Genomic DNA, 25,108 nt, shown 5'->3' with positions numbered 1-25,108 from the left:
AAAGGACAAGTTTGTTTCCATCCGTAACACTTGTCTCATGCATATTCATGCAAACCCTGGTGATGGTATGCTTCCTGCACCAATTCTCCCATGCACGAGTGAGACCACGTTTTGTGCGTCGCTAACGGGATTCGCCGCACTAAGGCTGTGCGGTTTCCCCTAAACGGACCAGAACGTATAAGCATATTGTGCAACCGGGGGCACGACACAGGTCGCGAAACAAGAAATCTGTGCTTGTCCAAAGCCGCAGCGTGGCCGTGCTGCGTGGAGAAACGCATGTTTTTCGATGAGCTAAATGATGACGAATGGGCGCTACTATCCGCGCTCGTTTCAGATGAACCGGCTGTCCGTCTTAACCGACGTGGCCGTCCTCGCGCCGAACCGCGCATCGTGACAAACGCGGTGCTGTGGATCCTGACCACCGGCGAACCGTGGTCCAAACTTCCTGGCCGTTACCCCTCGGGGCCAACATGCCGTCGCCGCTTCGAAGAGTGGCAACTGAACGGCACGCTGGCCGAGGTGGTGCAGCTTCTGTCGCAGACCGGCCGCCGGTTTGCCTACATTCCGGAACCGTCGTCCGTACCCGTGGCGCCGCAACGCGCCGCACACCCGGCACACCAACCCGTCACCACGCCTTCGGCATGCGACGATGAAGGCGTGCGCGGTGTGTTCTGGAAGAGCCCCGAGTCGTGGCAGGCACCGCACGAAGGCGCGCAGGATTCGCGTCCCGTCGATCCGTTCGCGGAGATCACGCGGCAACTGTCGGGCTCGCCTGACGACGCGCCCACGCGCGCTAACGGAACCGATGCAGTGGCGGATCACGCTGCCGCGCATCAGGACGACGGCAGTCGCGCGGCGATGTGGCTGGGACTTTCCGAACAGGGGACGCAGTTCGCGGACCGGCGCGGTTATGGCATCTACGTGATGGCGCAGCCTGTGCCCGGCGAGATGTATCGCGCGTGGGCCGAGATCATGAAGGACGGCAAACGCGTCGAGCGTTCCGGCCTCGTGGGCCCGCGTTTCGAAACACCTGAAGCCGCCGAACAGTACGCGCTCGAATGGGCACAGCAGTGGATCGATCGTGACGAAAGCACGCTCGCCGCTGCCGCGCAGGCCGACACGTTGCATGCGGGCGCGTTGCGCCCGGTGTCGCGTCCGATGCCTGCGCCACGTCCGGCGGCAACGTCAGCGTCGGGTCCGGTGGTCGCGGCCGCTGCGCCCGCGCCTGCGCCGTCCGCTGCAAAGGCCATCACGCAACCCGTTACCGTTACGTCGGCGAACATGCACGCTGCCGCGCAGGCGAACGTGAATGCACACCGGATTCCGCTTCGCCGTTACCCGGAAAGCACCAGGGAAAGCAGCACCGAAGACAGCACCACCGGCCGTGACCGTTTCGCGCCGGCCGCCGAATTCATCTCCCACGCGGGATGAGCGCAGGAGACACCCGCGGCAGGTAACGCGACAGCAGCGACAGCGTCACCAGCCCACGGGATCACGACAACACGTCACGCTGATTCTTCATTGGCGTCCATAGGTATCGTCGAAGCGCACGATGTCGTCTTCGCCGAGATAGGAGCCGGACTGCACCTCGATGATCTCGAGCGGCATCTTGCCGGGATTTTCGAGGCGATGGGTGACACCCAGCGGAATGTAGGCGGACTCGTTTTCGGAGACGATGAAGCGCTCTTCGCCACGCGTGACGAGTGCCGTGCCGCGAACGACGATCCAGTGTTCCGCGCGGTGATGATGCATCTGCAGCGAAAGGCGCGCGCCCGGTTTCACCACGATCCGTTTCACCTGGAAGCGCTCGCCCGTGTCGACCGAATCGTAGTAGCCCCACGGACGGTGAACCTTGCGATGGTTCGCCGCCTCGGGGCCGTTCGCGGTGCGGATGCGGCCGACCACCTTCTTCACGTCCTGCACATGCGCGCGGTCCGCGACGAGAATCGCATCCGCGGTTTCCACGACGACCAGATCCTGCGTGCCGACGCATGCAATCAAACGGCCTTCCGAATGCGCGAACGTCGAATTCGCGCCCTCGAACATCACATGACCGCGTCCGACGTTCTGGTCGGCGTCTTTCGGCAGGATCTGCCAGATCGCGTCCCATGAACCGACATCCGACCAGCCCGCATCGAGCGGCACGACGACACCCGCGCACACGGAAGTATCCGTGTTCAGCCGTTCCATCACCGCGTAGTCGATCGAATTCGACGGCGACGCGCTGAACGCTTCGCGCTGCAGCCGGAAGAAATCGCCATCGGTCTTGCCGCCCGCGAACGCCTGCGCGCACGCCGCGTAAATGGCCGGCTGGAAGTGCTTGATCGCGCGAATCCATGTCGACGCGCGCATGATGAAGATGCCGCTATTCCACCAGTATTCGCCCGAACTCACATAGCGCTGCGCGAGTTCGAGATGCGGTTTTTCGACGAAGCGGTCGAGCCGCCGCGCATTCGACGTACCGGCGTCAGGCGCGGGTTCGCCCACGCGGATATAACCGTAACCGGTCTCCGCGCGGGTCGGCACGATGCCCATCGTCACGATATGGCCGAGCGCGGCCTGCTGCACGCCCGCGCTCACGCTTGCATGAAAACGCGCGACGTCCGCCACCGCATGGTCGGCGGGCATGATCACCATCAAGCCGTCCTGGGCATCGGCGATGATCGACAGCGCGGCGATCGTCAGCGCCGGTGCGGTGTCACGGCCGACCGGTTCGAGAATCAGCTGCGCCGCCTTGCCGCTCACGCGCAGTTGCTCCGCGGTCGTGAAGCGATGCTCCTCGTTGCTCACCACGACCATCTGGTCCGCGACGGGGTAGCCTGCGTCGAGCGCATCGAGACGGCGCGTGGTGGACTGCAGCAGCGACTCGTCGCCGAGCAGATCGATCAGCTGCTTGGGATGCTGCTCGCGCGACATCGGCCACAAGCGGGTGCCGGACCCACCGGCCAGAATCACGGGATGAACTTTGAGTTTCACTGTGGCGGCATTTGAGGACCGGATGTCTGTGTCGGGCGCTGCGATGTGCGCTGTCATGCGAGTGCTCCTGAAGGCTGGTTCAATGCGTCGAGTTGTATCACGACGTAAATTGCCAATAAAAGAAGCAGTAAATTCCCGTTGCTCGAATGTAATGGCGAAATTAATAGCCGATATATCCTGTGTGTCAGGGTTATTTATCAATAAAAATAAAAATTGAAAAAAACTGAAAAAAAAGAGGCGCTGTATTTTTTTATCGGAAAAAGCGCGACGAGGGAGGAGGGGGTGCCGTTTAGATATGACTGCCACAGGGCGTCAGAAAATGCGTCCGTTTTGCCTGTTTACTGGGCAAAAGGTAATTTTTGCGGAAATTGTTGCTGATAAAAAAGCCAGAAAATAACGTAATAATTGCCGATACAATTTGAGATATTTTGCCGCCTTGCCACCCGAATTTTAATATCGCTTTATCTATACCTGTACGAGGGTATTCACTCATTCAGACCAGATATTTCGCTCGACAGGTCGATAGCCGGGATTCGCCGTCATTGCAATGAACGGGCGCCCGGGCTGAATGGCACGACCGCCTGTCCATGCCGCCCGGCCGGGCAGCGCGAATGCAATCAAACACGGACGGAACTTGACTGACGAACCGAGGGGCGACTCATGCTGAGCGTTCTATCCAGGATTATCGACATCGCGATGGTGGGGCTCGGCGCGCTTGTCGCGGCTGCCGTGTACCACGGGACGTTTGTGTGGCTGAACGACATGCAGAGCGTGTCGCTGCTGTTCAACTGCCTGCTGATGGTGCTGTTCTTTCCTGCGCTCGGCATCTATCAGTCGTGGCGCGGCAAGCCCGTGTACGACCTGCTGTGGCGCGTGTCGGGCGCGTGGCTGATGGTCGAGGGCACCGGCATCCTGATGATCTTCAGCCTGCACCGCTCGGATCTGCTGTCGCGCCTGTGGCTCGCGTACTGGGCCGTCGCGACGGTCGTGCTGCTGATGATCACCAAGGCGCTGGTACACGGCGTGCTGAAAGGACTGCGGCGCGAGGGCTACAACCAGAAGGCGGTGGCGATCGTCGGCGGTGAGCTGTATGGGCGCTTCCTGATCGAACAGATGAAGAGCCGCCCGGAAGCGGGCTTTAGCCCCGTGATCGTGTTCGATGAACCGGGTGGCCGGCGCGCGAGCGATCGCATCGAGGCGTCCGCGGGCGCCGCGAACCTGCCGGCCGAACTCGAGGGCGTGCCCGTCGAGCGCGACTTCGACCGGCTGGTGCGGGTGGTGCGCACGCGCGGTATCCGCGAACTGTGGCTCGCGCTGCCGATGTCGCACGAACGCACGATTCATCGCTGCGTGATGGAGTTTCGCAACGAGTTCGTGAACATCCGCTTCATCCCGGATGTGCGCAGCCTGAGTCTTTTCAACCAGCCGGTGGTCGACCTGCTGGGCGTGCCGGCGATCAACCTGGCGGCGTCGCCGATCACCGATGTGCGCGTGCTGCCGAAGTTCGTGTTCGACCGCCTGTTCGCGCTCACGGCGCTCGCCGCGCTGTCGCCGCTGATGCTGGCGATCGCGGCGATGGTGAAGCTGTCGTCGCCGGGGCCGGTGTTTTTCCGGCAAAAGCGCAAGGGCATCGACGGGCATGAGTTCGAGATCTACAAGTTCCGCTCGATGAAAGTGCATGCGGAAACCAGTGGCAAGGTCACCCAGGCGACGCGCGGCGATCCGCGCATCACGGCTGTCGGCGCGTTTTTGCGCAGGACGAGCCTCGATGAGTTGCCGCAGTTCATCAACGTGCTGAAGGGCGAGATGTCGGTGGTGGGTCCGCGTCCGCATGCGCTCGAACACGACGACATCTACAAGGACCTGGTGAAGGGGTACATGCACCGTTATCGCATCAAGCCCGGCATCACCGGCTGGGCGCAGATCAACGGCTATCGGGGCGAGACGGACCGCATCGAAAAAATGATGGGACGCGTGAAGCTCGACCTGTACTACATGCAGCACTGGAGCTTCTGGCTCGACATCAAGATCGTCGTCCTGACGCTCTACAAGGGTTTCGCCGGTCGCAACGCGTATTGAGCGGGCCGCCGCCGCGCGAGGCAGGACAGCGACCCGCGGCACATGCGTTTTCCGCTTCTGGAATGTTCAAATTTTCGAGGTGTAACAGATGAACCTGACGATCATTGGTACCGGCTATGTAGGGCTCGTAACGGGCGCGTGTCTTGCCGACATCGGCAACGACGTGTTCTGCCTCGATCTTGACCAGCGCAAGATCGACGTGCTCAACGGCGGCGGCGTGCCGATCCATGAGCCGGGCCTGCAGGAAGTCATCGCGCGCAACCGCAAGGCCGGGCGCCTGAAGTTTTCGACCGACATCGAGGCGGCCGTCGCGCATGGCGACGTGCAGTTCATCGCGGTCGGCACGCCTTCGGACGAAGACGGTTCCGCCGACCTGCAATACGTGCTCGCCGCCGCGCGCAACATCGGCCGTTACATGAACGGCTTCAAGGTGATCGTCGACAAATCGACGGTGCCGGTCGGCACCGCGCTGCGCGTGCGCGAAGCGATCGCGGAAGAACTCGCCGCGCGCGGCGAAAAGCACATGTTTTCGGTGGTGTCGAATCCGGAGTTCCTGAAGGAAGGCGCGGCCGTCGAGGATTTCACGCGGCCCGACCGCATCGTGCTCGGCTGCGACGAGGACGTGCCCGGCGAAAAGGCCCGCGACGTGATGAAGCGCGTGTATGCGCCGTTCAACCGCAACCGTGAACGCACGCTGTACATGGACGTGCGCTCCGCCGAATTCACGAAGTACGCAGCAAACGCGATGCTCGCCACGCGCATCTCGTTCATGAACGAACTCGCGAATCTGGCCGACCGCGTGGGCGCCGACATCGAAGCCGTGCGCCGCGGCATCGGCTCCGATCCGCGCATCGGCTACGACTTCCTGTACGCCGGTTGCGGCTACGGCGGCTCGTGCTTTCCGAAGGACGTGCAGGCGCTCATCCGCACGGCGGGTGAACACAGTGCCGACCTGCGCATCCTGAACGCGGTGGAAGCCGTCAACGACGGCCAGAAGGAGATCCTCGCGCACAAGATCGTGACGCGTCTGGGCGACGACCTGACGGGCCGCACGTTCGGCGTGTGGGGTCTCGCGTTCAAGCCGAACACCGACGACATGCGCGAAGCGCCGAGCCGCCGCCTGATCGCGGCGCTGCTCGCACGCGGCGCACGCGTGAAAGCCTGGGACCCGGTCGCGATCGACGAAGCGAAGCGCGTGTTCGCGCTCGATCTGCAGCACGTGCCGCAGCAGCGCGCCCGCCTCGAATTCATGAACGAGGAAATGGATGTCGCGCAGGACGCCGACGCGCTCGTGATCCTGACCGAATGGAAGGTCTTCAAGAGCCCCGACTTCGAAAGTCTCAAGGCGTTGCTGAAGTCGCCGCTGGTTTTCGACGGCCGCAACCTGTACGAGCCGGAATCGATGCAGGAACTCGGCATCGAGTATCACGCGATCGGCCGCCAGTCCGCGCGGCGCGCGCCCGCGCATGCCACGCCCGCACGTGCGGACGAGGCCAGCGCGGCCGCGGCCCGCTGAACGCACACCACGTACCTCACGGAACCGGTCCATGTTCGCCAATGTTCTCGTCGTCTGCCACGCCAACGTGTGCCGCTCGCCGGCCGCGGAGATGCTGTTCAAGGCCCGCGCGTTGCCCCGTCTGGGCGCGCGCATGGTCTTCCAGTCGGCAGGCATTCGCGCGCTCGACGGCGACGGCATGGACCCCGTGATGCGGCGCCTGCTCACCGAGCGTGGCGTCAGCACCAGCGGACACCGGGCGCGGCGCCTCGACCGCCGTCTCGTGCGTAACGCGGATCTGGTGCTCGTCACCGAGCGCGCGCAGGTGAAGGAGGTCGAGGCGCTCGATCCGACTTCACGCGGCAAGGTCTGGCCGCTTGGCAAATGGGAGGACTCCGATGTCGCCGATCCGCATGGCGGACATGAAGCCGGCTATCGGGCAAGTCTCGTGCTCATCGAACACCTGGTCATGGGATGGCTAAAAAAAATATGCTGATGCGAAATCTCACACTCTCTTTGTTGCTGTTGCTGACGGCCTTTCTGTCGGCCTGTGCGACCGCGCCGGGGAATTACCTCGACACGTCGCGGCTGAAGGAAGAACCGCAAAGCGCACCGGCTGAAGACTATCCGGTGCATCTGATCACCGCGCAGGTCGTGATGGACCAGGCGAAGGCCGCCGACGTGCCGCAGGTGCTGCCGCAATCGCGCTTTGCCGATGCGTCGCACTGGGTCTACCGGATCATGCCGCAGGACATTCTGGGCGTGACGGTATGGGATCACCCTGAGCTCACGACGCCGAACGGCAGCACGCTGTCCTCAGGCGGCAACACGACGCAGTCGGTCGGTGCCGTGCTGCAGCAGCCGTACACGACGGCGTTGCCGGGCCAGGCCGATCCGTACGGCCAGACCGTCGCCTCCGACGGCACGATCTACTTCCCGTTCGTCGGCCGCGTGCGCGCCGCCGGCAAGACGGTGGGCGAGCTGCGCGACCAGCTGGCCGCGGGCCTCGTGCCGTACATCAAGAACCCGCAGGTGGACGTGCGCATCCTGTCGTATCGCAGCCAGAAGGTGCAGGTGACAGGCCAGGTGAAAACACCGGGGCCGCTTGCCATCAGCGACGTGCCGCTGTCGCTCGTCGACGCGATCACGCGCTCCGGCGGCTTCACCGGCGACGCCGACCTGCAGCGCGTGCGCCTCACGCGCAACAAGAAGCTGTACGTGCTCGACGCGAACCGCATGCTCGACAACGGCGACGTTTCGCAGAACGTGATGCTGCAGAACGGCGACATCATCAACGTGCCGGACCGCATCGACAGCCGCGTGTTCGTGATGGGCGAAGTGAAGGCGCCGGTGCAGCTGCAGATGATCAAGGGGCGTCTCACGATCGCCGATGCGCTAACGCAGGCGGGCGGCATTCTCGACACCGATGCGAATCCACGCCAGATCTACGTGATGCGCGGCATGCAGAACAAGCCGACGACGCCCGACGTGTATCGCCTCGACATGACGCAGCCGGACGCCATCATGCTGTCCGCGCAGTTCCAGCTGCAACCGATGGATGTGGTCTACGTGGGCACTGCCGCGTCGACAACGTTCAACCGCGTGCTGCAGCAGGTGTTGCCGACTGTCCAGACGTTGTTCTATCTGAAGCAGCTGACGCGCTAGTCGCATGACCCGCCCACGGCCCGCGAGGCCCGCACGGAACATCGTCGCGGGCCGCGCGGGACCCGGGCGAACCAACCAGGATCGAACTGTGAGCACTCACGCAAACACTCAACTGGCCGGACCGGTCAGGACCGAAGAAGAGGACGTCGTCCTCGGTCAACTGGTGCAGGTGATCCTCGACGACATCTGGTGGCTGATCGCCATTGCGCTGTCGATCGTCGCGGTCGCCGCGCTCTATTGCTACGTCGCGAAGCCGGTCTATTCGGCCGATGCGCACGTGCGCGTCGAGCAGTCCGACAACACGTCGCAGGCGCTCACGCAGACGCAGACCGGCGCGAACATCTCGTCCGGCCAGACCGCGCTGCCCACCGACGCCGAGATCGAGATGATCAAGAGCCGCGGCGTGGTGGCGCCCGTCGTCCAGCAACTGAAGCTGAACTTCAGCGTCGCGCCGAAGATGATGCCGGTGCTCGGCAACATCGCCGCGCGGCTCGCGACGCCGGGCGAACCGGCGCGGCCGTGGCCGGGTCTCGACCGCTTCAGCGGCTACGCGTGGGGTGGTGAAATCGCCGACGTCGATTACGTCGAGGTGCCGCCCGCGCTCGAAGGCCAGAAGATGATCATGACCGCGCTCGCAAACGACCAGTTCGAACTGCAGGCGCCCAACGGCTCGCTGCTGCTGCGCGGCTCGGCTGGCCAGCCGGCGCAGGGCAACGGCGTGTCGATTCTCGTCAACCGGCTCGTCGCGCGTCCAGGCACGCAGTTCAACGTGATGCGCGCGAACGACCTCGATGCGATCGCGGCGTTCCAGTCGTCGATCCAGGTGTCGGAGCAGGGCAAGGGCACGGGCGTCATCCAGATTTCGCTGGAAAACCAGAATCCCGAGCGTGCCGCTGAAATCGCCAACGCGCTCGCGCAGTCGTATCTGCGTCAGCACATCGAGAACAAGCAGGCCGACGCCAGCAAGATGCTCGCCTTCCTGAAGAGCGAGGAGCCGCGCCTGAAGGGCGATCTCGAACGCGCCGAAGCCGCGCTGACCGCCTATCAAAGCAAGTCCGGCTCGATCAACGCAAGCGACGAGGCGAAGGTCTACCTCGAAGGCAGCGTGCAGTACGAGTCGCAGATTTCCGCGCTGCGCATCCAGGTGGCTTCGCTCGAACAGCGCTTTGGCAACGAACATCCGATGTTGATCGCCGCGCGCCAGCAGCTCGCCGAACTGCAGGCGCAGCGCGAGAAATACGCGGACCGCTTCCGCAACCTGCCGGCCACCGAAGTGAAGGCCGTGCAGCTGCAACGCGACGCCAAGGTTGCCGAGGACATCTACGTGCTGCTGCTGAACCGCGTGCAGGAACTGGAGGTGCAGAAGGCCGGCACGGGCGGCAACGTACACATCGTCGACGCCGCGCTGCGTCCGGGCGTGCCGGTCAAGCCGAAGAAGACGCTGATCCTCTCGGCGGCGGTGATCCTCGGCCTGATCGTGGGCACCGGTTTCGTGTTCCTGCGCCGCAATCTCTTCAAGGGCATTGACGATCCGGAGCATGTCGAGCGCATGTTCCACCTGCCGGTGTACGGCCTCGTGCCGATGAGCGCGGAGCAGGCGGTGCTGGAAAACAGCTTCGAGCGGGGCGGCAACCGTCTGCGCAAGGTGCTGGCCGCGGCCTGCCCGAAGGATGCGACGGTCGAGAGCATGCGCAGCCTGCGCACCTCGATGCAGTTCACGATGATGGACGCGCGCAACCGCATCGTCGTGCTGACGGGCCCGATGCCGGGCGTCGGCAAGAGCTTCCTGACGGTCAACCTCGCGACGCTGCTCGCGCACTCCGGCAAGCGCGTGCTGATGATCGACGGCGACATGCGGCGCGGCGCGCTGGAACGCTGCCTCGGCGGCACGCAGGAGAACGGCCTGTCGGAACTGCTGAGCGGCCAGATCTCGCTCGAGGAAGCGATCCGTCACACGGAAACCGACAACCTGAGCTTCATCTCGTGTGGTCATCGTCCGCCGAATCCGTCGGAGCTGCTGATGTCGCCGCGTCTGCAGACGTATCTCGACGCGCTTGCGACGCGCTATGACGTGATCCTGATCGACACGCCGCCGGTGCTCGCCGTGACCGACGCGTCGATTGTCGCGGTGCATGCGGGCGCCACGTTCCTCGTGCTGCGTTCGGGCATGCACAGCGAGGGCGAGATCAACGATTCGCTCAAGCGCCTGAACAACGCGGGCGTGACCGTGCAGGGCGTGATTTTCAACGCGATGCCGGCGCGCGCGCGCGGCAACTATTCGCGCGGTTATGCGGCGATGCAGGAATATCTGAGCGCCTGAGCGCGTGCAAGGACCCACCATGAAACTTTCCGTACTGGTTCCGACGTTTCGCCGTCCCGCCGATCTCGCGCGCTGTCTCTCGGCGCTCCAGCGCCAGCAGCGCGCGCCGGACGAGGTGATCGTCGTCGCGCGCCCCGATGACGCCGGGACGCTCGCGTACCTGCACGACCCCGCGGTGAAGGGCATGTTGCCGCTGCGCGTCGCGATCGTCGAAGCGCCAGGACAGGTCGCGGCGCTCAATCGCGGGCTCGACGCGGCGACGGGCGACGTGATCGCGATCACCGACGACGATGCCGCGCCGCACCCTGACTGGGCACGCCGCATCACCGATGCGTTCTCGAACGACCTGCTGCTGGGCGCGCTCGGCGGACGCGACTGGGTACACCAGAAGGGCGGCATTCTCGACGGCGCGCGGCCGCTCGTGGGCAAGCTGCGCGCGTCGGGCAGGATCATCGGCAACCACCATCTCGGCGTGGGCGGCGCGCGCGAAGTCGACCTGCTGAAGGGCGCGAACATGAGCTACCGGCGCGAGGCGATCCGCACGATCCGCTTCGATCCGCGCCTGCGCGGCACGGGTGCCCAGGTCCACAACGACATGGCGTTCAGCATGAGCGTGAAGCACGCGGGCTGGAAGCTCGTGTACGACCCGCAGGTCGCCGTCGATCACTTTCCCGCCGAACGCTTCGACGACGACCGCCGCGACGCGCAGACGATGCAGGCCGTGCGCAACGCCGCGTACAACCTGCACCTGATCCTGCGTGACCATCTGCCGCCGCTGCGACGCGAAGCCGCGTGGTGGTGGTACACGCTCGTCGGCACGCGCGTGTACCCGGGCATGGCGCATGCGGTGCTCGCGCTGGCCTCGAAGCGCGGCCGCGCGACGCTGTCGCGCTGGCGCGCCGTGCGTACCGGCGCGCATGAGGCGCGGCGTACGGCCTCCTGAGCGCCACCCAAGCCGAAGTCCTTCATAACAAGCCGGGAGTTCCTGCATGAGTGTGACCCACGTCCACGTCCATCTGTTTTACGGCGCCGATCCGCGTTTCTATCGCAAGGGCGAGGACATCGGCTGCCTGTACGGCTATCACCATGCCGAATCGGATGAATTCGCGCTGAGCTATTCGCAGGACGCCCGCGAGCGTCTGCCGATGCGGCTCCTGCGCCGCGGGCTGAAGGCCGTGCTTGGTTTCGACTTCATTCACACGCTGCGCAATCGCGACGAAATCATGCGCTCCGACGTGGTGTGGACGCACACGGAACACGAACATCTTGGCGTGGCGCTGTTGCTGCTGCTCAATCGGCGGCAAAAACGCCAGCCGCTGCTGCTCGCGCAAAGCGTGTGGCTGCTCGACAAATGGCCGCACTACGGCGCGCTGCGCCGCTGGGCGTATCGCAAGCTGATCGCGCGCGCCGACGTGCTGACGACGCTCGCCTCGGAAAACGCCGCGCTGTGCCGCCGTTACTTCGACCGTGACGCCGTGCATGTCTACTATGGCCTGAACACGCGCGATTTTCCGGTGCAGGAACCGGTTGCCTGGCAGCCGCACACACCGGTGCGCATCGCCGCGATCGGCAACGATCGCGATCGCGACTGGGAAAGCCTCATCAGCGCCTATGGCAACGATGCGCGCTACACCGTCAGGCTGGCGACGCGCCGGCGCATTCCGTCGTCGCTGCGCGCCCCGAACGTCGAGATCGCGCCCGCGGCCGGCCTGAAGAAGCAACGCGAGCTGTACGACTGGGCCGATGTGGTCGTCGTGCCGCTGCGGCCGAACGCACACGCGTCGGGCATCACGGTGATGCTCGAAGCCGCGGCGCTCGGCAAGCCGATGATCGTCACCGATGTCGGCGCGTTGAAGGACTACTTCACCGACGCGCAGGCCGCGTACGTGCCGCCGTTCGATCCAGAGGCGCTGCGTCAGGCGGTCGACCGGCTCGTCGCCACGCCCGGCGACGCGTTGCGTCAGGCACAGGCCGCCGCGCATCAGGTGACCACGCGCGAACTCACCACCGTGCAGTTCGCGCAGCAGCACGTGCGCATCACGCGTGATCTGATGAGCCGGCGCGCGGCGCCGCGTGGCCGCTCCGTCGACGAAGCGCGGCGCCGCGCGGGCGGCGGTGGCGCGCAAGCCGCACAGCCCGCGCAGGCCACGCAACCGCGTTCACGGCATCAGGCCGGCAGGGGGCAATGACGATGGCCGTCGCACGCGCCGAAATCGACGAGCGTCCGTCGCGCTTTTTCAGCGGCGATCGCAAGGCGTGGCTGCCGCAGGCGCTGCTGTGGCTGGTCACGGCCGTGCTGATCGGCGCGCACCAGGGCAACGTGCTGAGGCTTGCGTTTCCCGTGCTCGCGATTCTCACGGGGTTCTGGCTGTACTTCAAAAGCCCCGCGCGCTATGTCGGCTTCATGTGGTGGCTGTGGTTCCTGAGCCCCGAGGTGCGCCGTCTCGCGGACTGGTCGAAGGGCTCGTTCACGCCGACGAGCCTGATCCAGGTCGCGCCGCTCGCTGTCACGATGATCAGTGGCCTGTCGCTGCTGCGCTATTACCCGCTGCTCGCGCAGCGGCGCGGCCTGCCGGTGCTGCTGATTCTCGCGGGTCTGGCGTATGCGTTTCTGGTCGGCGTCGTGTCGAGCGGGCCGCTCGCCGCGCTGTACGACCTCGCGAACTGGATCTATCCGGTGCTGATCGGCTTTCACATCATGGCGAACACGCGCCAGTACCCCGAATACCGCGAGGTGATCGTCAACACGTTCATCTGGGGCATGCTCGCGATGGGCGCGTACGGTCTCGTGCAGTTCTTCATCATGCCGCCGTGGGACGCCATGTGGATGCTCGGTTCGCAGATGAACTCGCAGGGCGACCCCGTGCCGCTCGGCGTGCGCGTGTTCAGCACGATGAATTCGTCCGGCCCGTTCGCACTCGCGATGATGGGCGCGATGGTGTTCGTGATGGCGGCGCAGCACCGGGTGCGCTGGATCGCGGGCGCGCTCGGCTTTATCGCGTTTGCCCTGAGCCTCGTGCGCTCGACGTGGGGCGGCTGGGTCGTCGCGCTGATGATCCAGCTCGTCAAGTCGAACAACCGCGTACGCGTGCGGATCGTCGCGAGCGCCGTGCTGCTCGCGGGCCTGTGCGTGCCGCTGCTGGCCGTGGGCCCGGTCGCGGAGCGCATGCAGACGCGCCTGCAAACCCTCGTCAACCTCAACGACGACACGAGCTATGCGGCGCGTAACGAGTTCTACGCGACGTTCGCGAAAACCGCGTTCACCGACGTGCAGGGCGAAGGGCTCGGCGCCACCGGCACGTCGACCAAGCTGTCGAGCGACAGCGGCGGCGAACTCGGCAAATACGGCAACTTCGACAGCGGCGTGATGAACATTCCGTTCGTGCTCGGCTGGCCCGGCACGCTGCTCTACATGTCGGGCGTTCTGTGGCTGCTGGTGCGCGCCGTGCTGGCTTCGTTCGCGCTTCGCGACGACAAGTTCGCGGGCGCGTGCCTGAGCCTTGGCCTTGCGTGTTTCTCGATGCTGGTCTTCACCAATTCGCTCGTGGGCACGGGCGGTCTGCTCCTGTTCATGAGCTTCTTCTCGATTCTGTCCGCGGCGCACTGGCAAAAGCTGAACCGCCGGCGGAATCTCATTCTTCATGGAGTGTACTGAGTGAGAGTCGCCATCGTCACGCACGTCGTGCGTCACAACGACGGTCAGGGGCGCGTCAACCATGAAATCGCGCGCGCGGCCCTCGATGAAAATATCGCGGTGACCCTCATTGCCTCGCACGTCGCGCCGGAATTGCTGGCGTACCCGGACGTGCGCTGGATTCCGATACGGATCGGCAAGGGGTGGCCGTCGAACCTGCTCCGCCAGCAGGTGTTCGCGCTCAAGAGCGCGTGGTGGCTGCGCCGGCATCGTCGTGAATACGACGTGCTGCACGTGAACGGTTTTATCTCGTGGATCGCGGCCGACGTGAACACCGCGCACTTCGTACACAGCGGCTGGTTCGGCAGCAGGTACTACCCGTTCGGGCTAGCGAAGGGCGTGTGGTCCGCGTACCAGTTCCTCTACACGGGCATCAACGCGCGGCTCGAACGCTGGGCCTACCGGCGCTCGCGCGTGATCACGGCCGTCTCGCAGAAGGTCGCCGACGAAATCCGCGCGCTCGGGCTCACGCCGCGCAACCGCGTCGACGTGATCTATAACGGCGTCGATACGCAGGGTTTCGCGGCCGCCACGGGCGATCGCGCGAAATTCAACCTGCCGGCCGACGCGTTCCTGCTGCTCTTTGTCGGCGACCTGCGCACGCCACGCAAGAATCTCGGCACGGTGCTCAAGGCGTTGAAGGAATTGCCCGAGCACGTGCAGATCGCGGTCGCGGGTTACCTGCCGGGCAGCCCGTATCCGGACGAGGCGCGCGCGCTCGGCATCGAGCACCGCGTGCATTTTCTCGGGCTCGTGAAGGAGATGCCGGTGCTGATGCATTCGGTCGACGCCTTCGTGTTTCCGTCGCGCTATGAGGCGATGAGCCTGTCGCTGCTCGAGGCGATGGCCGCGGGTCTGCCCGTCGTCACGGCGCGCACGGCGGGGGGCGCGGAAATCATCACGCCCGAGTGCGGCATCGTGCTCGAGGATCCCGACGATCCACACGCGCTCGCCGGTGCGATTGCGCGCCTCGCCGCGTCGGACCCGGTACGGCGCGCGATGGGCCGTGCCGCCAGCGAACTCGCGACCGGCTTCGGCTGGGCGCGCATGGCGCGCCAGTACATCGACCTGTACCAGCAGATCGCCGGCCATCGCGACGATCCGCGCGACGCGCGCGGCACCGCAGGCGAAGTCGTGCGCACGCCCGTGCTCGCGCACCGGGAGACGGTCGAATGAATCACGTACCGGTGATCGCCACGCGTACTGCTGCCCGTCGTTGCAGCCACGTTCAAAAATAACCAGGGAACAGCCATGACAACCCGTTCAATCAAATCGCTGCAAATCGGCATGCACTGGTTCCCCGAGCGCGCCGGTGGCCTCGACCGCATGTATTACTCGCTCGTCGGCGCGCTGCCGGGCGCGGGCGTCGCGGTACGGGGCGTCGTCGCGGGCTCGTCGCGCGTCGCCGAAGACACCGATGGCGCGATTCGCGGCTTCGGCCCGGCTGCGCAGTCGCTGCCGCGACGTCTGATGGCCGCGCGCCGCGCGTTGCGCGCCGCGATCGAGATCGAGCGTCCCGACGTGGTCTCGTCGCACTTCGCGCTGTACACGTTTCCGGGTCTCGACGTCACGCGCGGCATTCCGCAGGTCTCGCATTTTCAGGGACCGTGGGCCGACGAAAGTCACGTCGAAGGCGCCGATTCGCTCGGCCAGCGCGCGAAGCACTATCTGGAGCAGGCCGTGTATGCGCGTTCGTCGCGCCTGATCGTGCTCTCGGATGCGTTCGGCAAGATCCTGACGTCGCGCTATGGCATCTCGCCGGAGCGCATTCGCGTCGTGCCGGGCTGCGTGAACGTCGAGCAGTTCAACCTGCCGGTGACGCCCACGGAAGCGCGGCTCAAACTCCAGTTGCCGCTCGGACGCCCGATCGTGCTGGCGGTGCGGCGGCTCGTGCGGCGCATGGGACTGGAAGATCTCGTCGACGCAGTGAAACTTCTCAAACGCCAGCAGCCGGACGTGCTGCTGCTGATCGCGGGCAAGGGCCGGCTCGAAACGGAGCTGCAGGCGCGTATCGACGAAGCCGGTCTCGCGGACAACGTCAAGCTGCTGGGCTTCGTTCCCGACCAGCATCTTGCCTCGCTGTATCGCGCCGCGACGATCAGCGTGGTGCCGACCGTCGCGCTCGAAGGATTCGGGCTGATCACGGTGGAGTCGCTCGCATCGGGCACGCCGGTGCTCGTCACGCCAGTGGGCGGATTGCCGGAAGCGGTGGCGGGGCTGTCGCAGGACCTGGTGCTGCCGGCCACCGGCGCTGCGGCGATCGCGCAGGGGCTGGCGGCGGCGCTCGACGGCTCGCTCAAGCTGCCGGACGCCGACGCATGCCGTGCGTACGCGCGTGAGAACTTCGACAATGCGGTGATCGCGAAGCGCGTGGCTTCGGTGTACGACGAGGCGATCGCGGCGGGCGTCGTCCATTAGGACGCTTCCTTCAATACGCGTCGGGAACATGCCGCGGAAACCGGTGGCGTTCAGTTGCGACGGGCCTTACCCTGAGCCACTGCCCGTCGTGATGCGGCGCCCCGGTTCGTTCCATCCGTAAGCGCCTGCCGGTTACCCTGATACCCCACGGCCGCCGGATATTTATCCGTTTCCCGGATATTCATAGAATATCCGTATTTCGGATATTGGAAAAATATCTTAATTTCAGCTAAAATGAAAATAGCTGAATTTCGGATATATCCTATGTCTCTCACCTCGCAGTCCCAACTGCTCGTGACTGCCTTGCAGCTCGGTCAATTGCTGAAGGCTGCCCGCAAGCACCGCAAGCTCACGCAGGCGGAGGTGGCGGTCCGGTTGGGCTTGAGCCAGAACCGCGTCTCCTACCTGGAGCAGCACCCTGACGAACTGAGCTTCAGGCAGTTGCTGGGCTGGTGCATGGCCGTCGGACTGGAACTGCGGCTGGGTGAGCGCGAGAGCCAGGAACCGGCCAGCAAGACGGAGTGGTGAGATGGGGCGGCGCTCACACAGTCAAACCCTGGCGCTCTGGGCCAACGGCGAATACGTAGGCCGCTGGACCATCACGGCTCGCGGCGACATGGAGCTGCAATACGATGCGGGCTGGCTTGCCTCTCCGCGTGGACGGCCCATATCCCTGTCGCTGCCCTTCAACCTGAACAACGAACCGTTGAAAGGCGCCAACGTCGCCCACTACTTCGAAGGTCTGCTGCCTGACAGCGACATCATCCGCAAGCGCGTTGCCGCCCGCTTCAAGACCGGGTCCACCGAAGCCTTCGACCTGCTGGCCGCGATCGGGCGCGATTGCGTCGGCGCACTGCAACTCCTGCCAGAAGGCGAGACGCCTTCCGGTCTCGACCACATCGACGGCATTGTCATGGACGACGAAGCCATCGAACGCCACCTGCTGGAAGTCGTGACCCCGGACCGCTTCACCGGCGCGAGAGACCCTGACGACGACTTCCGGATTTCGCTGGCCGGCGCCCAGGAGAAGGATGCTTTCCTGTGGTGGGATGGCAGGTGGATGAAGCCGCGCGGCGCGACGCCCACCACGCACATCTTCAAGCTGCCGCTTGGCCTCGTCGGCGGCCGGCGGGCAGACTTCAGCACCTCGGTGGACAACGAGTGGCTCTGCCTTCGCCTCTTCAAGGCGTACGGGCTGTCCACGGCGCAGGCTGACATCGCCACGTTCGGCAAACAGCGGGTACTCGTCGTCGAGCGGTTCGACCGCCGCGTGTCGTCCGACGGCACCCGGCTGTTCCGGCTCGTGCAGGAAGACTTCTGCCAGGCCACTGGAACATCGCCACTCGTCAAGTACGAGAATGAAGGCGGGCCGGGCCTCAGGCAACTATTCACGCTCGTGCAGCAGTCGCTGGATGCCGGGCGGGACCTGCGCGCGCTCATGGCTTCGCAGATCCTGTTCTGGATGCTGCGCGCGCCGGACGGCCATGCCAAGAACTTCAGCATCCAGCTACGGGCCGGGACAGCCGGACGGTTCCGGCTCACGCCGATGTATGACGTGATGTCCGCGTATCCGGTCATCGGCGAAGGGCCGAACCAGTGGGCTGCGCAGGACCTTAAACTGGCGATGGCGCTGCTGGGCAAGAACCGGCACTACCAGACGCATGACATCCAGCGCCGGCACTTCAACAGCACGGCCAGAAAAGTCGGCTATGGAGAAAACGCCGAGCCGCTGCTCGAGGAGCTGGTCACGCGGACGCCCGAGGTGGTGGCGCAGGTCCATGCAGAGCTGCCGCAAGGCTTTTCGCAGCAGGTGGCCGACAAGGTGCTGGGCGGGTTGCTGGGTGCCGCCCGGGCGCTCGGAGACATGTCGCCCGGCTGAGGCGTGCAGCCATCGGGGCAACGGGTGGCTTACCTAAAGTAAAAACGCCTCAATTCATGAACTGAGGCGTGGAGCAAGCACTGTAACTGGCAACGCTTTAACGGAACGGCTGGCGGTTTCGGTGGCATTCAGTCGCGTGGGCAAGCCCTCGTCAAAGGGCGGGGACTAGTGGTAGTCGTCTTCGCGTTGATGGCGGATGGCGAGAATCGTCACCGTGGTGTCATCCTCGATCTCGAACAAGGCAACATATCCAGAGCCGCCAAAGCTTACGATCAGCTCCCGCAGGAAGGGATTGGCAGGATCGGCTTTGCGACAGGAGAAGGGAAACGCTCTGAGGACTTCAGTGCTCTTGCGGATGACTTCAATGGCCCGCCCGGCCGCGGCTACATCATGTTCGAGCATGAAACCGTACAGCCGCCGCAAATCAGCGCGCGCGGCACTGGTATAGCGTACGCGATAACTCAACGGTTGCCCTCGTGCCCTTTCGCGGCAGTCAGCATGTCCTCGAGCTCGGCATACACTTCGTCTGCGTCGAAGTACTCGCCCGTTCGGCGCGCCTCGTCCCTTGCAGCCAGCCCACGTGCAATGAATTCCTTTTGCATCTGACGGCGAGCGACATTGGCACGCAGTGATTCTTCCGCAAACGACGACAGGCTTTCCCCCTCGAGCAACACGCTTTCGGCCGCTTCGCGCAGCTTGGGATCAACCCGCAGGGAAGGGATGGTGGCGGTTTTCATCGACTAACTCCGTGCATTGCAATTGCGACGCAGACATTGTACGCCGTTGCACCGCAAATGCAACGCAGGGGCATCCGCAACACGAACCAGCCTTAGAACGTCTGACGATGTTCATTCCGCGCGAGATCGGCAGCGACCATCATCTTGCACAGCTGTTCGAGCGTGGTTTCCGGTTTCCAGCCCAGTTTTTCATGGGCCTTGTCCGCGCAACCGATCAGCAGGTCGACTTCGGCAGGACGGTAGAACTTCGGATTCACGCGCACGAGCGTCTTGCCGGTCGCGACGTCGATGCCGGTTTCCCGCTCGGCCTTGCCAGACCACTCGAGCTGGTAGCCCGCCGCCGCGAACGCCATGCGCACGAAGTCGCGCACGGTTTCGGTACGGTTCGTGGCCAGCACGAACGTATCCGGCTCGTCGGCCTGCAGCATGCGCCACATGCCTTCGACGTATTCCAGCGCGAAACCCCAGTCGCGCTTCGCGTCCATGTTGCCGAGTTCGAGCGCGTCCTGCTTGCCGAGCTTGATTTTCGCAACCGTATCCGTGATCTTGCGCGTGACGAATTCGCGGCCACGTAGCGGCGATTCGTGATTGAACAGAATGCCGCTGCTCGCAAAGAGCCCATACGATTCGCGATAGTTGATCGTCGACCAGTGCGCGAACAGTTTCGCGACGCCGTACGGGCTGCGCGGATAGAACGGCGTGTCCTCGCGTTGCGGGACGGCCTGCACCTTGCCGAACATTTCCGATGTCGACGCCTGATAAAAACGCATCTTCGGGTTCACGATGCGGATGCCTTCGAGCAGGTTCAGCGCACCGACGCCCGTCACTTCGGCGGTCGTGACGGGCTGGTCAAACGACACGCCCACGAAGCTTTGCGCGGCGAGGTTGTACACCTCGTCGGCCTGCGTGGCGATGAGCAGGCGCATCGTCGAACCAAGGTCCGTCAGGTCGTGCTCGACGAGCGACAGGGACGGATGGTCGAGCACGCCAAGTTCTTCCATGCGCCAGAAGTTGACGGAACTCGTGCGGCGATAGGTGCCGGTGACGTGATAGCCCTTGTTGAGCAGCAGTTTCGTCAGATAGGCGCCGTCCTGTCCGGACACGCCCGTGATGATCGCCTTGCGTGGAGTGCTCATGGATGATCCTTCAGGGTAGTGAGATTCATTGATGGGAGGCGTGAACGGCGTTACCGCTGTCGAGCATCTGTCGCACCAGCGGGTCGATCACGTTGAAATCCTGTTCTGCCTTGAGCCGGTAAAGATCGGGCTTCGGGTGCGCGCCATCGGACATCATCGATTTCCAGTCGGGCAGCGCGCTGATGTACGCAAACTGGTCGACGAGCAGCACGTGCTGCTCGGCGGCGACACGGCGCGTCATCGAGGCCATCGCCGCGAGTTTCGCGTTCAGGCGTCCGTCGGGCATCGGGTTCGACGTTTCCAGCACGACCTGCTTGCCGAGCGCGCGCGCGGTCGCGACGAGATCGCTTTCCGCCGCATGAAACTGCTCGGGCGTCTGGCCCTGCATGACTTCGTTGATCCCGTAGTTGATCGTCACGATCTGCGCGCGCGAGGCCGCGAGCCGTGTCTTCCACGGCGTGCCGCGTCCGCGCTCCGTGCCGTCGCGCAACTGCGATGCCGTCGTGCCGCCCACGCCATGGTTCACGACCGAGACGCGCCAGCCGTGCGCGGCCTGCAACGCGTCCTGCAGATACGTGACGGCGTTCTGCACCCGGGCGCTGCAATGACCGTCGCTGCATGAGATGCCGAGCGTGGTCGAGTCGCCGTACGCCTCGATCAGCACGTCCTGCTGCGCGGCGCCGGCGGGCCGCACACAGGCCCACATCGCGAGCGCCGCGACGATCAGCGCGCGGGCAGTGGCGAAAAATGACGCGGCGGCGACACGCATGGAGAATCGATGTCGAAGTTGAAAGCGGCGCGCGCTCACGTGCGCGATCCGGCGGACCCGCCCTGCGCCGGCACCGCTTGCACGCTCGCCCGACCCGCGCCCGCCCCGGCAATCAGACGCCGCTCGAACGCGAACCACGTGAGCGTGGCGTAGGCGAGCGTGATGGCGAGCGCAAGCGCGGCGGTGACGTAACGATTCAGCGCAAGCGGCCACAGCATGTAAAGCACGGTCAGATGAATCAGGTAAATCGTGTAGCTGACCGTGCCGACATAGACGAGTACCGGATGCGACAGAACCTGCCTGACGATGCCCTTCGACTGCAACGCGATCACGAGCGCCGATGTACACAGTACGAGCGAGATGCTGTAGAGGCACGCATTCGAAAGCGGCGTGTTTTCCGCGCGAAAGCGGGGGAAATGCAGATGCAGCGCGGCGAGCACGGCCAGTGCCGCGAACAGCGCGAACACGGCGGGCACCCGGAAGCGTTCGAGCGCGTTGCGATCGCGCCGTACCGCCACCGCGAGCAGCGCGCCCGCCGACAGCAGATCCATGCGGAACGGCGTGAGGTAGTAGATCGGCCAGAACGTGTCGAACCATGGCGTCGCGACCGCGCGCAACAGCGGCACGAGCACGATCAGCGCGGCGGCGAGGATCGCCAGCGCGCGCTGCGACAGCAGCAGGACCGCGAACGGCCACACGATGTAAAACTGCTCCTCGACCGCGAGCGACCACAGCACGTTCAGGCTGTCGTGGCCGCTTTGTCCGAGCGCGTCGCCGATGTTCGTCGCGAAGAACGCATACCACTGCCAGTGCCGCGCCCAGCCAAGCCCGAACACGAGCGACGAAACGAGCATCAGCAGCAGATAAGGCGGCAGGATGCGGCGCGCGCGGCGTGCGTAAAAATAGCTGAAATACGACTGCTGGCGCGCCTTGCGTTCCAGCAGGATGCCGGTGATCAGAAAACCGCTCAGCACGAAAAACAGGTCGACGCCCATCCACAACGGCGCCTTGAGCGCATGCTGGGCAAACACGGCAAGAACCGCGAGGGCGCGCAGTCCGTCGAGCTGGACGATGCGACGGGAATGAGAGGGCGAGGCAGGCTGTACGCTTGCTGTCATGAGCCATCCGGAAAGGGCGTGTTGTAAGCGCGCGCACGCATACGTGCTGTGCGCAACGGCAGGTGCCATTCATTCTAGGGAAAATAAACTGATGAAAAAACGAATGCGGAACTGATAAGCCGAAACAAAAGAATCAGAATGTAATCAACCCGGTCGGAAATGAGGCTCTCATGCGGATCCATTCACTGAATGCAACCCGGCGCGTGCATGAAGGCGCGCAGCCTTGCGGCAAAAACGGCCGCTTTATGACGGCTTGCCTTGCATATCGGTTACATGACCCGATTCGCGGGCATAAATCAAACAGAACGTCAGGCAGAACGGATATCGGTGAATATTCCCTGAATATTTTTGAATTATTTTCGATTTTCATCGGCGCGGATTTCCCGCGTAAGGTGATCTGGTGGAAACAGCCTGCTTCGATCGCGCGCGACCCGCGCCGTGAACGGCCCCTGACCGGAGGATCTGTATTGCCGCGTTCACTGTCTGCCTCGCAGTTCGCTGGTTCCGTGGCAAAGCGCCTGTGCGCGCTGCTCTTCTGGGCGTCGCTGGCATCGTGCCCGCTGCATGCCGAAAACGTGCTGAACGTGAAGACGTCGTGGATCGGCAACACGTTCGGTTTCGGCAACGGCACGTGGATGCAGATCGACATCGCCGCGATCGCCGTTTCGCCCGATGGCAAGGTGTACACGAACACGATCTGGGACGAGAGCGGCGCCGAGGCGAGCATCTATCAGAACGGCAAGGTGCTCGGTGTCGCGAGCGACACGCACGGCTGGGGCAACCTGGGCGGCACGGCCGTCGCGATCAACCACAAGTACGAGTTTCTGGCGGTTTCGGTCGGCAACGAACGCGGCCATCTGGTTTCGCCCGGCGTGTGGCCGGAGAAGGGCAAGCAGTGGTACGGCGTGTCGCGTCGCGAGATCGCCGATCCGAAGCGCAGCGCGCCGTTTCACAGCGGCGCGAACGTATCGCTCGCGCTCGATCCGCGTGCACGGCTCGCGGCCAGCTTTCTGATGGTGAACGAAGTGCCGTCCGACCAGAAGGCGGAGATCGACGGGCTCGCCGCGAACGACACGACGCTCTACGTGGCGAACACCGCGCGTGACCGCATCGAGGTCTACGACGCCGAGTCGATGCTGCAGAAAACGACCTGGAGCGTGCCGGAACCGGGCCGTATTGCTCTCGCGCCGGACGGCACGCTCTGGGTATTGAGCGGCCCGCGCGGCGACCGTACGCGGCGCGTGTTGCATTACACGGCCGACGGGCAGCGTCTGAACGACACGTTGCCGCTGCCGGACGACACGGTGGTCGCGGACGTCGCGGTCGACGGCCAGGGCCGCGTGCTGGTGGCCGACAACGGCCCGCGTCAGCAGGTGCTGTTTTTCAGCCGGACGAATGGCCGCTATGCGATGAGCGGCACGCTCGGAGAACGCGGTGGCATTTTCTCCGGCGTCTCCGGCAGGCCGGGGCCGCAGCGCTTCAATGGGCTGACGGGCGTGGGCGTCGATGCGCGCGGCAACGTGTATGTGTCGTGCAATGGTGTTGGCCCGATACGCAAGGTGATCGGCGCGAATCTGGGTGCGACGCTCGAGAGCTACGCCCCGGATGGGCGCCAGTTGTGGCAGTTGCAGGGGCTGCTGTTCGTCGATGGCGCGTGGATGGATCCGTCGCGGCCCGACAGCGTCTACACCGGCAACAAGCGGTTTGAACTCGATCTGTCGAAGCCGGCGGGACAGGACTGGAAATACGTGGGCTTTCTGTCGAACCGCTTCAAGTATCCGGAAGACCCGGTGTTTACGGTGGCCGAGTGGCCGGGTCTGCCGATCGCGCGCAGGTTGAAGGGGCGTACGTTCCTGTTTCTCACGGACATGTACGCGGATCACATCAAGATCTATCGCTTCGACGCGGCGCACGATGGCGAAACGGCGATTCCCTCGGGATTCATCGCCGGCAGCGCGAAGGCCGTCGAACACATCCCGAATGCGCCGCCGGGCGGCGACTGGCTCTGGCGCGACACGAACGGCAACGGCCGTTTCGATGCGAACGAATTCTCGCCGAACAACACCGGCGCGAAACTGCCGGGCGGGTGGGGCTGGTGGGTCGATTCCGCCGGCGACATCTGGCGCGCGCGTGACAAGAAGGGCATTTTCCGCCTGCATTTCGGCGGGCTGGATGCGAAGGGTAACCCGATCTACGCGTGGTCCGACATGACGACGTATCCGGTGCCCGCGCCGTTTACGGAACTGCGCCGCGCCGTGTATGACGCGGACACCGACACGATGTACGCGTCGGGCTATACGGCCGATCTCGGCGTGGACCGGGCGTTCTGGAAGGAAGCGGGCCGCGTGCTGGTGCGTTACGACAAGTGGTCGTCGGGCAAGCCGGTGCAGCGCTACGCGATCACGCTGCCATGGGAAACGAAGGCGCGGCCGGTCTCGACGATCATGGGCTTCGCGGTCGAAGGCCAGTACATCTTCGCCGTCGAACCCTTCGCGACCGTTCACGTGTACGACAAGGCATCCGGCCGCGAAGTGGGCGTCTTCCGGCCGGGTCCGGAAGTGGGCCGCGCATCGGGCTGGGTCGACGTGCCGAACGGCATCAGCGCATTCAGGCGCGGCGATGGCGAATACCTGATATTCGTCGAGGAAGACGCGCGCGGCAAGGTGCTGATGTATCGCTGGAAGCCCACCTGACACAAAAGTGTTTTAAAGCCTTTTTCAAGGCATTTTCTTCGCACCCGAGCGGATTATTTTCCTGGCGCGCAACACCGCCAGGTGTCATTTTTTACGTGCTTTACTCGAAGCATCTCCCGGCGCGCAGGC

General features: G+C 64.4%; 20 protein-coding genes. 14 read left to right on the top strand and 6 right to left on the bottom strand.

Features of this window, described 5'->3' with window-relative positions:
• Positions 1–276 precede the first annotated feature (276 nt).
• Positions 277–1,431 carry a transposase gene (locus tag BLV45_RS28060; protein WP_090533012.1) on the top strand — a complete coding sequence of 385 codons (1,155 nt, stop codon included), beginning with the start codon at positions 277–279 and terminating at the stop codon, positions 1,429–1,431.
• Between the two features lie 87 nt (positions 1,432–1,518).
• Here BLV45_RS28060 and BLV45_RS11585 read toward each other — a convergent pair whose 3' ends face one another.
• Positions 1,519–3,033, bottom strand: a complete 1,515-nt coding sequence (locus BLV45_RS11585; protein WP_090533010.1) for a mannose-1-phosphate guanylyltransferase/mannose-6-phosphate isomerase — start codon at positions 3,031–3,033, stop codon at positions 1,519–1,521.
• Positions 3,034–3,636: 603 nt separating this feature from the next.
• On the opposite strand from BLV45_RS11585, the gene BLV45_RS11580 reads away from it, so the two are divergent.
• The 12 genes from BLV45_RS11580 to BLV45_RS11525 all read left to right on the top strand — a co-directional run bounded on the left by BLV45_RS11580 (position 3,637) and on the right by BLV45_RS11525 (position 18,526).
• Positions 3,637–5,055, top strand: a complete 1,419-nt coding sequence (locus BLV45_RS11580; protein WP_090533008.1) for an undecaprenyl-phosphate glucose phosphotransferase — start codon at positions 3,637–3,639, stop codon at positions 5,053–5,055.
• Between the two features lie 88 nt (positions 5,056–5,143).
• Positions 5,144–6,571, top strand: coding sequence for a UDP-glucose dehydrogenase family protein (locus tag BLV45_RS11575; protein WP_090533006.1), 1,428 nt, complete (start codon positions 5,144–5,146; stop codon positions 6,569–6,571).
• Positions 6,572–6,602: 31 nt separating this feature from the next.
• Positions 6,603–7,046 (top strand): low molecular weight protein-tyrosine-phosphatase, encoded by a 444-nt coding sequence (locus BLV45_RS11570; protein ID WP_090533004.1) that lies wholly within the window; start codon positions 6,603–6,605, stop codon positions 7,044–7,046.
• On the top strand, positions 7,040–8,215 hold the full coding sequence (locus BLV45_RS11565; RefSeq protein ID WP_090533000.1) for a polysaccharide biosynthesis/export family protein: 1,176 nt from the start codon (positions 7,040–7,042) through the stop codon (positions 8,213–8,215). The genes BLV45_RS11570 and BLV45_RS11565 overlap by 7 nt, the downstream gene beginning before the upstream one ends.
• A 112-nt stretch (positions 8,216–8,327) precedes the next feature.
• The gene (locus BLV45_RS11560; protein ID WP_245753242.1) at positions 8,328–10,535 is read left to right on the top strand and encodes a polysaccharide biosynthesis tyrosine autokinase; all 2,208 of its coding nucleotides are present in this window, start codon (positions 8,328–8,330) and stop codon (positions 10,533–10,535) included.
• A 19-nt stretch (positions 10,536–10,554) separates the two neighbouring features.
• Positions 10,555–11,478 carry a glycosyltransferase family 2 protein gene (locus BLV45_RS11555; protein ID WP_090532996.1) on the top strand — a complete coding sequence of 308 codons (924 nt, stop codon included), beginning with the start codon at positions 10,555–10,557 and terminating at the stop codon, positions 11,476–11,478.
• A 46-nt stretch (positions 11,479–11,524) separates the two neighbouring features.
• Entirely contained in the window at positions 11,525–12,724 is a 1,200-nt protein-coding gene (locus tag BLV45_RS11550; RefSeq protein ID WP_090532994.1) for a glycosyltransferase family 4 protein, read from the top strand.
• Positions 12,725–12,726: 2 nt separating this feature from the next.
• On the top strand, positions 12,727–14,190 hold the full coding sequence (locus BLV45_RS11545; protein WP_090533840.1) for a glucose-6-phosphate isomerase: 1,464 nt from the start codon (positions 12,727–12,729) through the stop codon (positions 14,188–14,190).
• Positions 14,191–15,405, top strand: a complete 1,215-nt coding sequence (locus BLV45_RS11540) for a glycosyltransferase family 4 protein (protein WP_090532992.1) — start codon at positions 14,191–14,193, stop codon at positions 15,403–15,405.
• 75 nt (positions 15,406–15,480) lie between these two features.
• Entirely contained in the window at positions 15,481–16,647 is a 1,167-nt protein-coding gene (locus tag BLV45_RS11535) for a glycosyltransferase family 4 protein (protein ID WP_090532990.1), read from the top strand.
• 264 nt (positions 16,648–16,911) lie between these two features.
• A complete protein-coding gene (locus BLV45_RS11530) occupies positions 16,912–17,175 on the top strand; it encodes a helix-turn-helix domain-containing protein (RefSeq protein WP_090532988.1) in 264 nt (87 codons plus the stop codon).
• 1 nt (position 17,176) lies between these two features.
• Positions 17,177–18,526 carry a type II toxin-antitoxin system HipA family toxin gene (locus tag BLV45_RS11525; protein ID WP_090532986.1) on the top strand — a complete coding sequence of 450 codons (1,350 nt, stop codon included), beginning with the start codon at positions 17,177–17,179 and terminating at the stop codon, positions 18,524–18,526.
• Between the two features lie 165 nt (positions 18,527–18,691).
• On the opposite strand, the gene BLV45_RS11520 is transcribed toward BLV45_RS11525, so the two are convergent.
• The 5 genes from BLV45_RS11520 to BLV45_RS11500 form a co-directional block, all read right to left on the bottom strand.
• Complete coding sequence (locus BLV45_RS11520) at positions 18,692–18,991, bottom strand: type II toxin-antitoxin system RelE/ParE family toxin (protein ID WP_090532984.1); 300 nt, start codon at positions 18,989–18,991, stop codon at positions 18,692–18,694.
• Entirely contained in the window at positions 18,988–19,263 is a 276-nt protein-coding gene (locus tag BLV45_RS11515; protein ID WP_090532982.1) for a YlcI/YnfO family protein, read from the bottom strand. The genes BLV45_RS11520 and BLV45_RS11515 overlap by 4 nt, the downstream gene beginning before the upstream one ends.
• Positions 19,264–19,355: 92 nt before the next feature.
• Complete coding sequence (gmd, locus tag BLV45_RS11510; protein ID WP_090532980.1) at positions 19,356–20,399, bottom strand: GDP-mannose 4,6-dehydratase; 1,044 nt, start codon at positions 20,397–20,399, stop codon at positions 19,356–19,358.
• A 25-nt stretch (positions 20,400–20,424) separates the two neighbouring features.
• Positions 20,425–21,105, bottom strand: coding sequence for an SGNH/GDSL hydrolase family protein (locus BLV45_RS11505; protein WP_090533838.1), 681 nt, complete (start codon positions 21,103–21,105; stop codon positions 20,425–20,427).
• Between the two features lie 98 nt (positions 21,106–21,203).
• Positions 21,204–22,286: an acyltransferase family protein gene (locus BLV45_RS11500; protein ID WP_090532976.1), complete on the bottom strand. Its 1,083-nt coding sequence runs from the start codon at positions 22,284–22,286 to the stop codon at positions 21,204–21,206.
• 506 nt (positions 22,287–22,792) lie between these two features.
• Here BLV45_RS11500 and BLV45_RS11495 point away from each other — a divergent pair.
• Complete coding sequence (locus tag BLV45_RS11495) at positions 22,793–24,979, top strand: NHL repeat-containing protein (protein ID WP_407671009.1); 2,187 nt, start codon at positions 22,793–22,795, stop codon at positions 24,977–24,979.
• Positions 24,980–25,108 lie beyond the last annotated feature (129 nt).

It is taken from the genome of Paraburkholderia sartisoli, assembly GCF_900107685.1.
Classification (GTDB): domain Bacteria; phylum Pseudomonadota; class Gammaproteobacteria; order Burkholderiales; family Burkholderiaceae; genus Paraburkholderia; species Paraburkholderia sartisoli.
This window is presented reverse-complemented; position numbering and strand designations above follow the sequence as displayed.

What these genes read in the sequence shown, in the direction of transcription:
- BLV45_RS28060 (WP_090533012.1), top strand. Translation starts at nt 277, where the DNA reads ATGTTTTTCGATGAGCTAAATGATGACGAATGGGCGCTACTATCCGCG.
- BLV45_RS11585 (WP_090533010.1), bottom strand. Translation starts at nt 3,033, where the DNA reads ATGACAGCGCACATCGCAGCGCCCGACACAGACATCCGGTCCTCAAAT.
- BLV45_RS11580 (WP_090533008.1), top strand. Translation starts at nt 3,637, where the DNA reads ATGCTGAGCGTTCTATCCAGGATTATCGACATCGCGATGGTGGGGCTC.
- BLV45_RS11575 (WP_090533006.1), top strand. Translation starts at nt 5,144, where the DNA reads ATGAACCTGACGATCATTGGTACCGGCTATGTAGGGCTCGTAACGGGC.
- BLV45_RS11570 (WP_090533004.1), top strand. Translation starts at nt 6,603, where the DNA reads ATGTTCGCCAATGTTCTCGTCGTCTGCCACGCCAACGTGTGCCGCTCG.
- BLV45_RS11565 (WP_090533000.1), top strand. Translation starts at nt 7,040, where the DNA reads ATGCTGATGCGAAATCTCACACTCTCTTTGTTGCTGTTGCTGACGGCC.
- BLV45_RS11555 (WP_090532996.1), top strand. Translation starts at nt 10,555, where the DNA reads ATGAAACTTTCCGTACTGGTTCCGACGTTTCGCCGTCCCGCCGATCTC.
- BLV45_RS11550 (WP_090532994.1), top strand. Translation starts at nt 11,525, where the DNA reads ATGAGTGTGACCCACGTCCACGTCCATCTGTTTTACGGCGCCGATCCG.
- BLV45_RS11545 (WP_090533840.1), top strand. Translation starts at nt 12,727, where the DNA reads ATGGCCGTCGCACGCGCCGAAATCGACGAGCGTCCGTCGCGCTTTTTC.
- BLV45_RS11535 (WP_090532990.1), top strand. Translation starts at nt 15,481, where the DNA reads ATGACAACCCGTTCAATCAAATCGCTGCAAATCGGCATGCACTGGTTC.
- BLV45_RS11530 (WP_090532988.1), top strand. Translation starts at nt 16,912, where the DNA reads ATGTCTCTCACCTCGCAGTCCCAACTGCTCGTGACTGCCTTGCAGCTC.
- BLV45_RS11525 (WP_090532986.1), top strand. Translation starts at nt 17,177, where the DNA reads ATGGGGCGGCGCTCACACAGTCAAACCCTGGCGCTCTGGGCCAACGGC.
- BLV45_RS11515 (WP_090532982.1), bottom strand. Translation starts at nt 19,263, where the DNA reads ATGAAAACCGCCACCATCCCTTCCCTGCGGGTTGATCCCAAGCTGCGC.
- gmd (WP_090532980.1), bottom strand. Translation starts at nt 20,399, where the DNA reads ATGAGCACTCCACGCAAGGCGATCATCACGGGCGTGTCCGGACAGGAC.
- BLV45_RS11505 (WP_090533838.1), bottom strand. Translation starts at nt 21,105, where the DNA reads ATGTGGGCCTGTGTGCGGCCCGCCGGCGCCGCGCAGCAGGACGTGCTG.
- BLV45_RS11500 (WP_090532976.1), bottom strand. Translation starts at nt 22,286, where the DNA reads ATGACAGCAAGCGTACAGCCTGCCTCGCCCTCTCATTCCCGTCGCATC.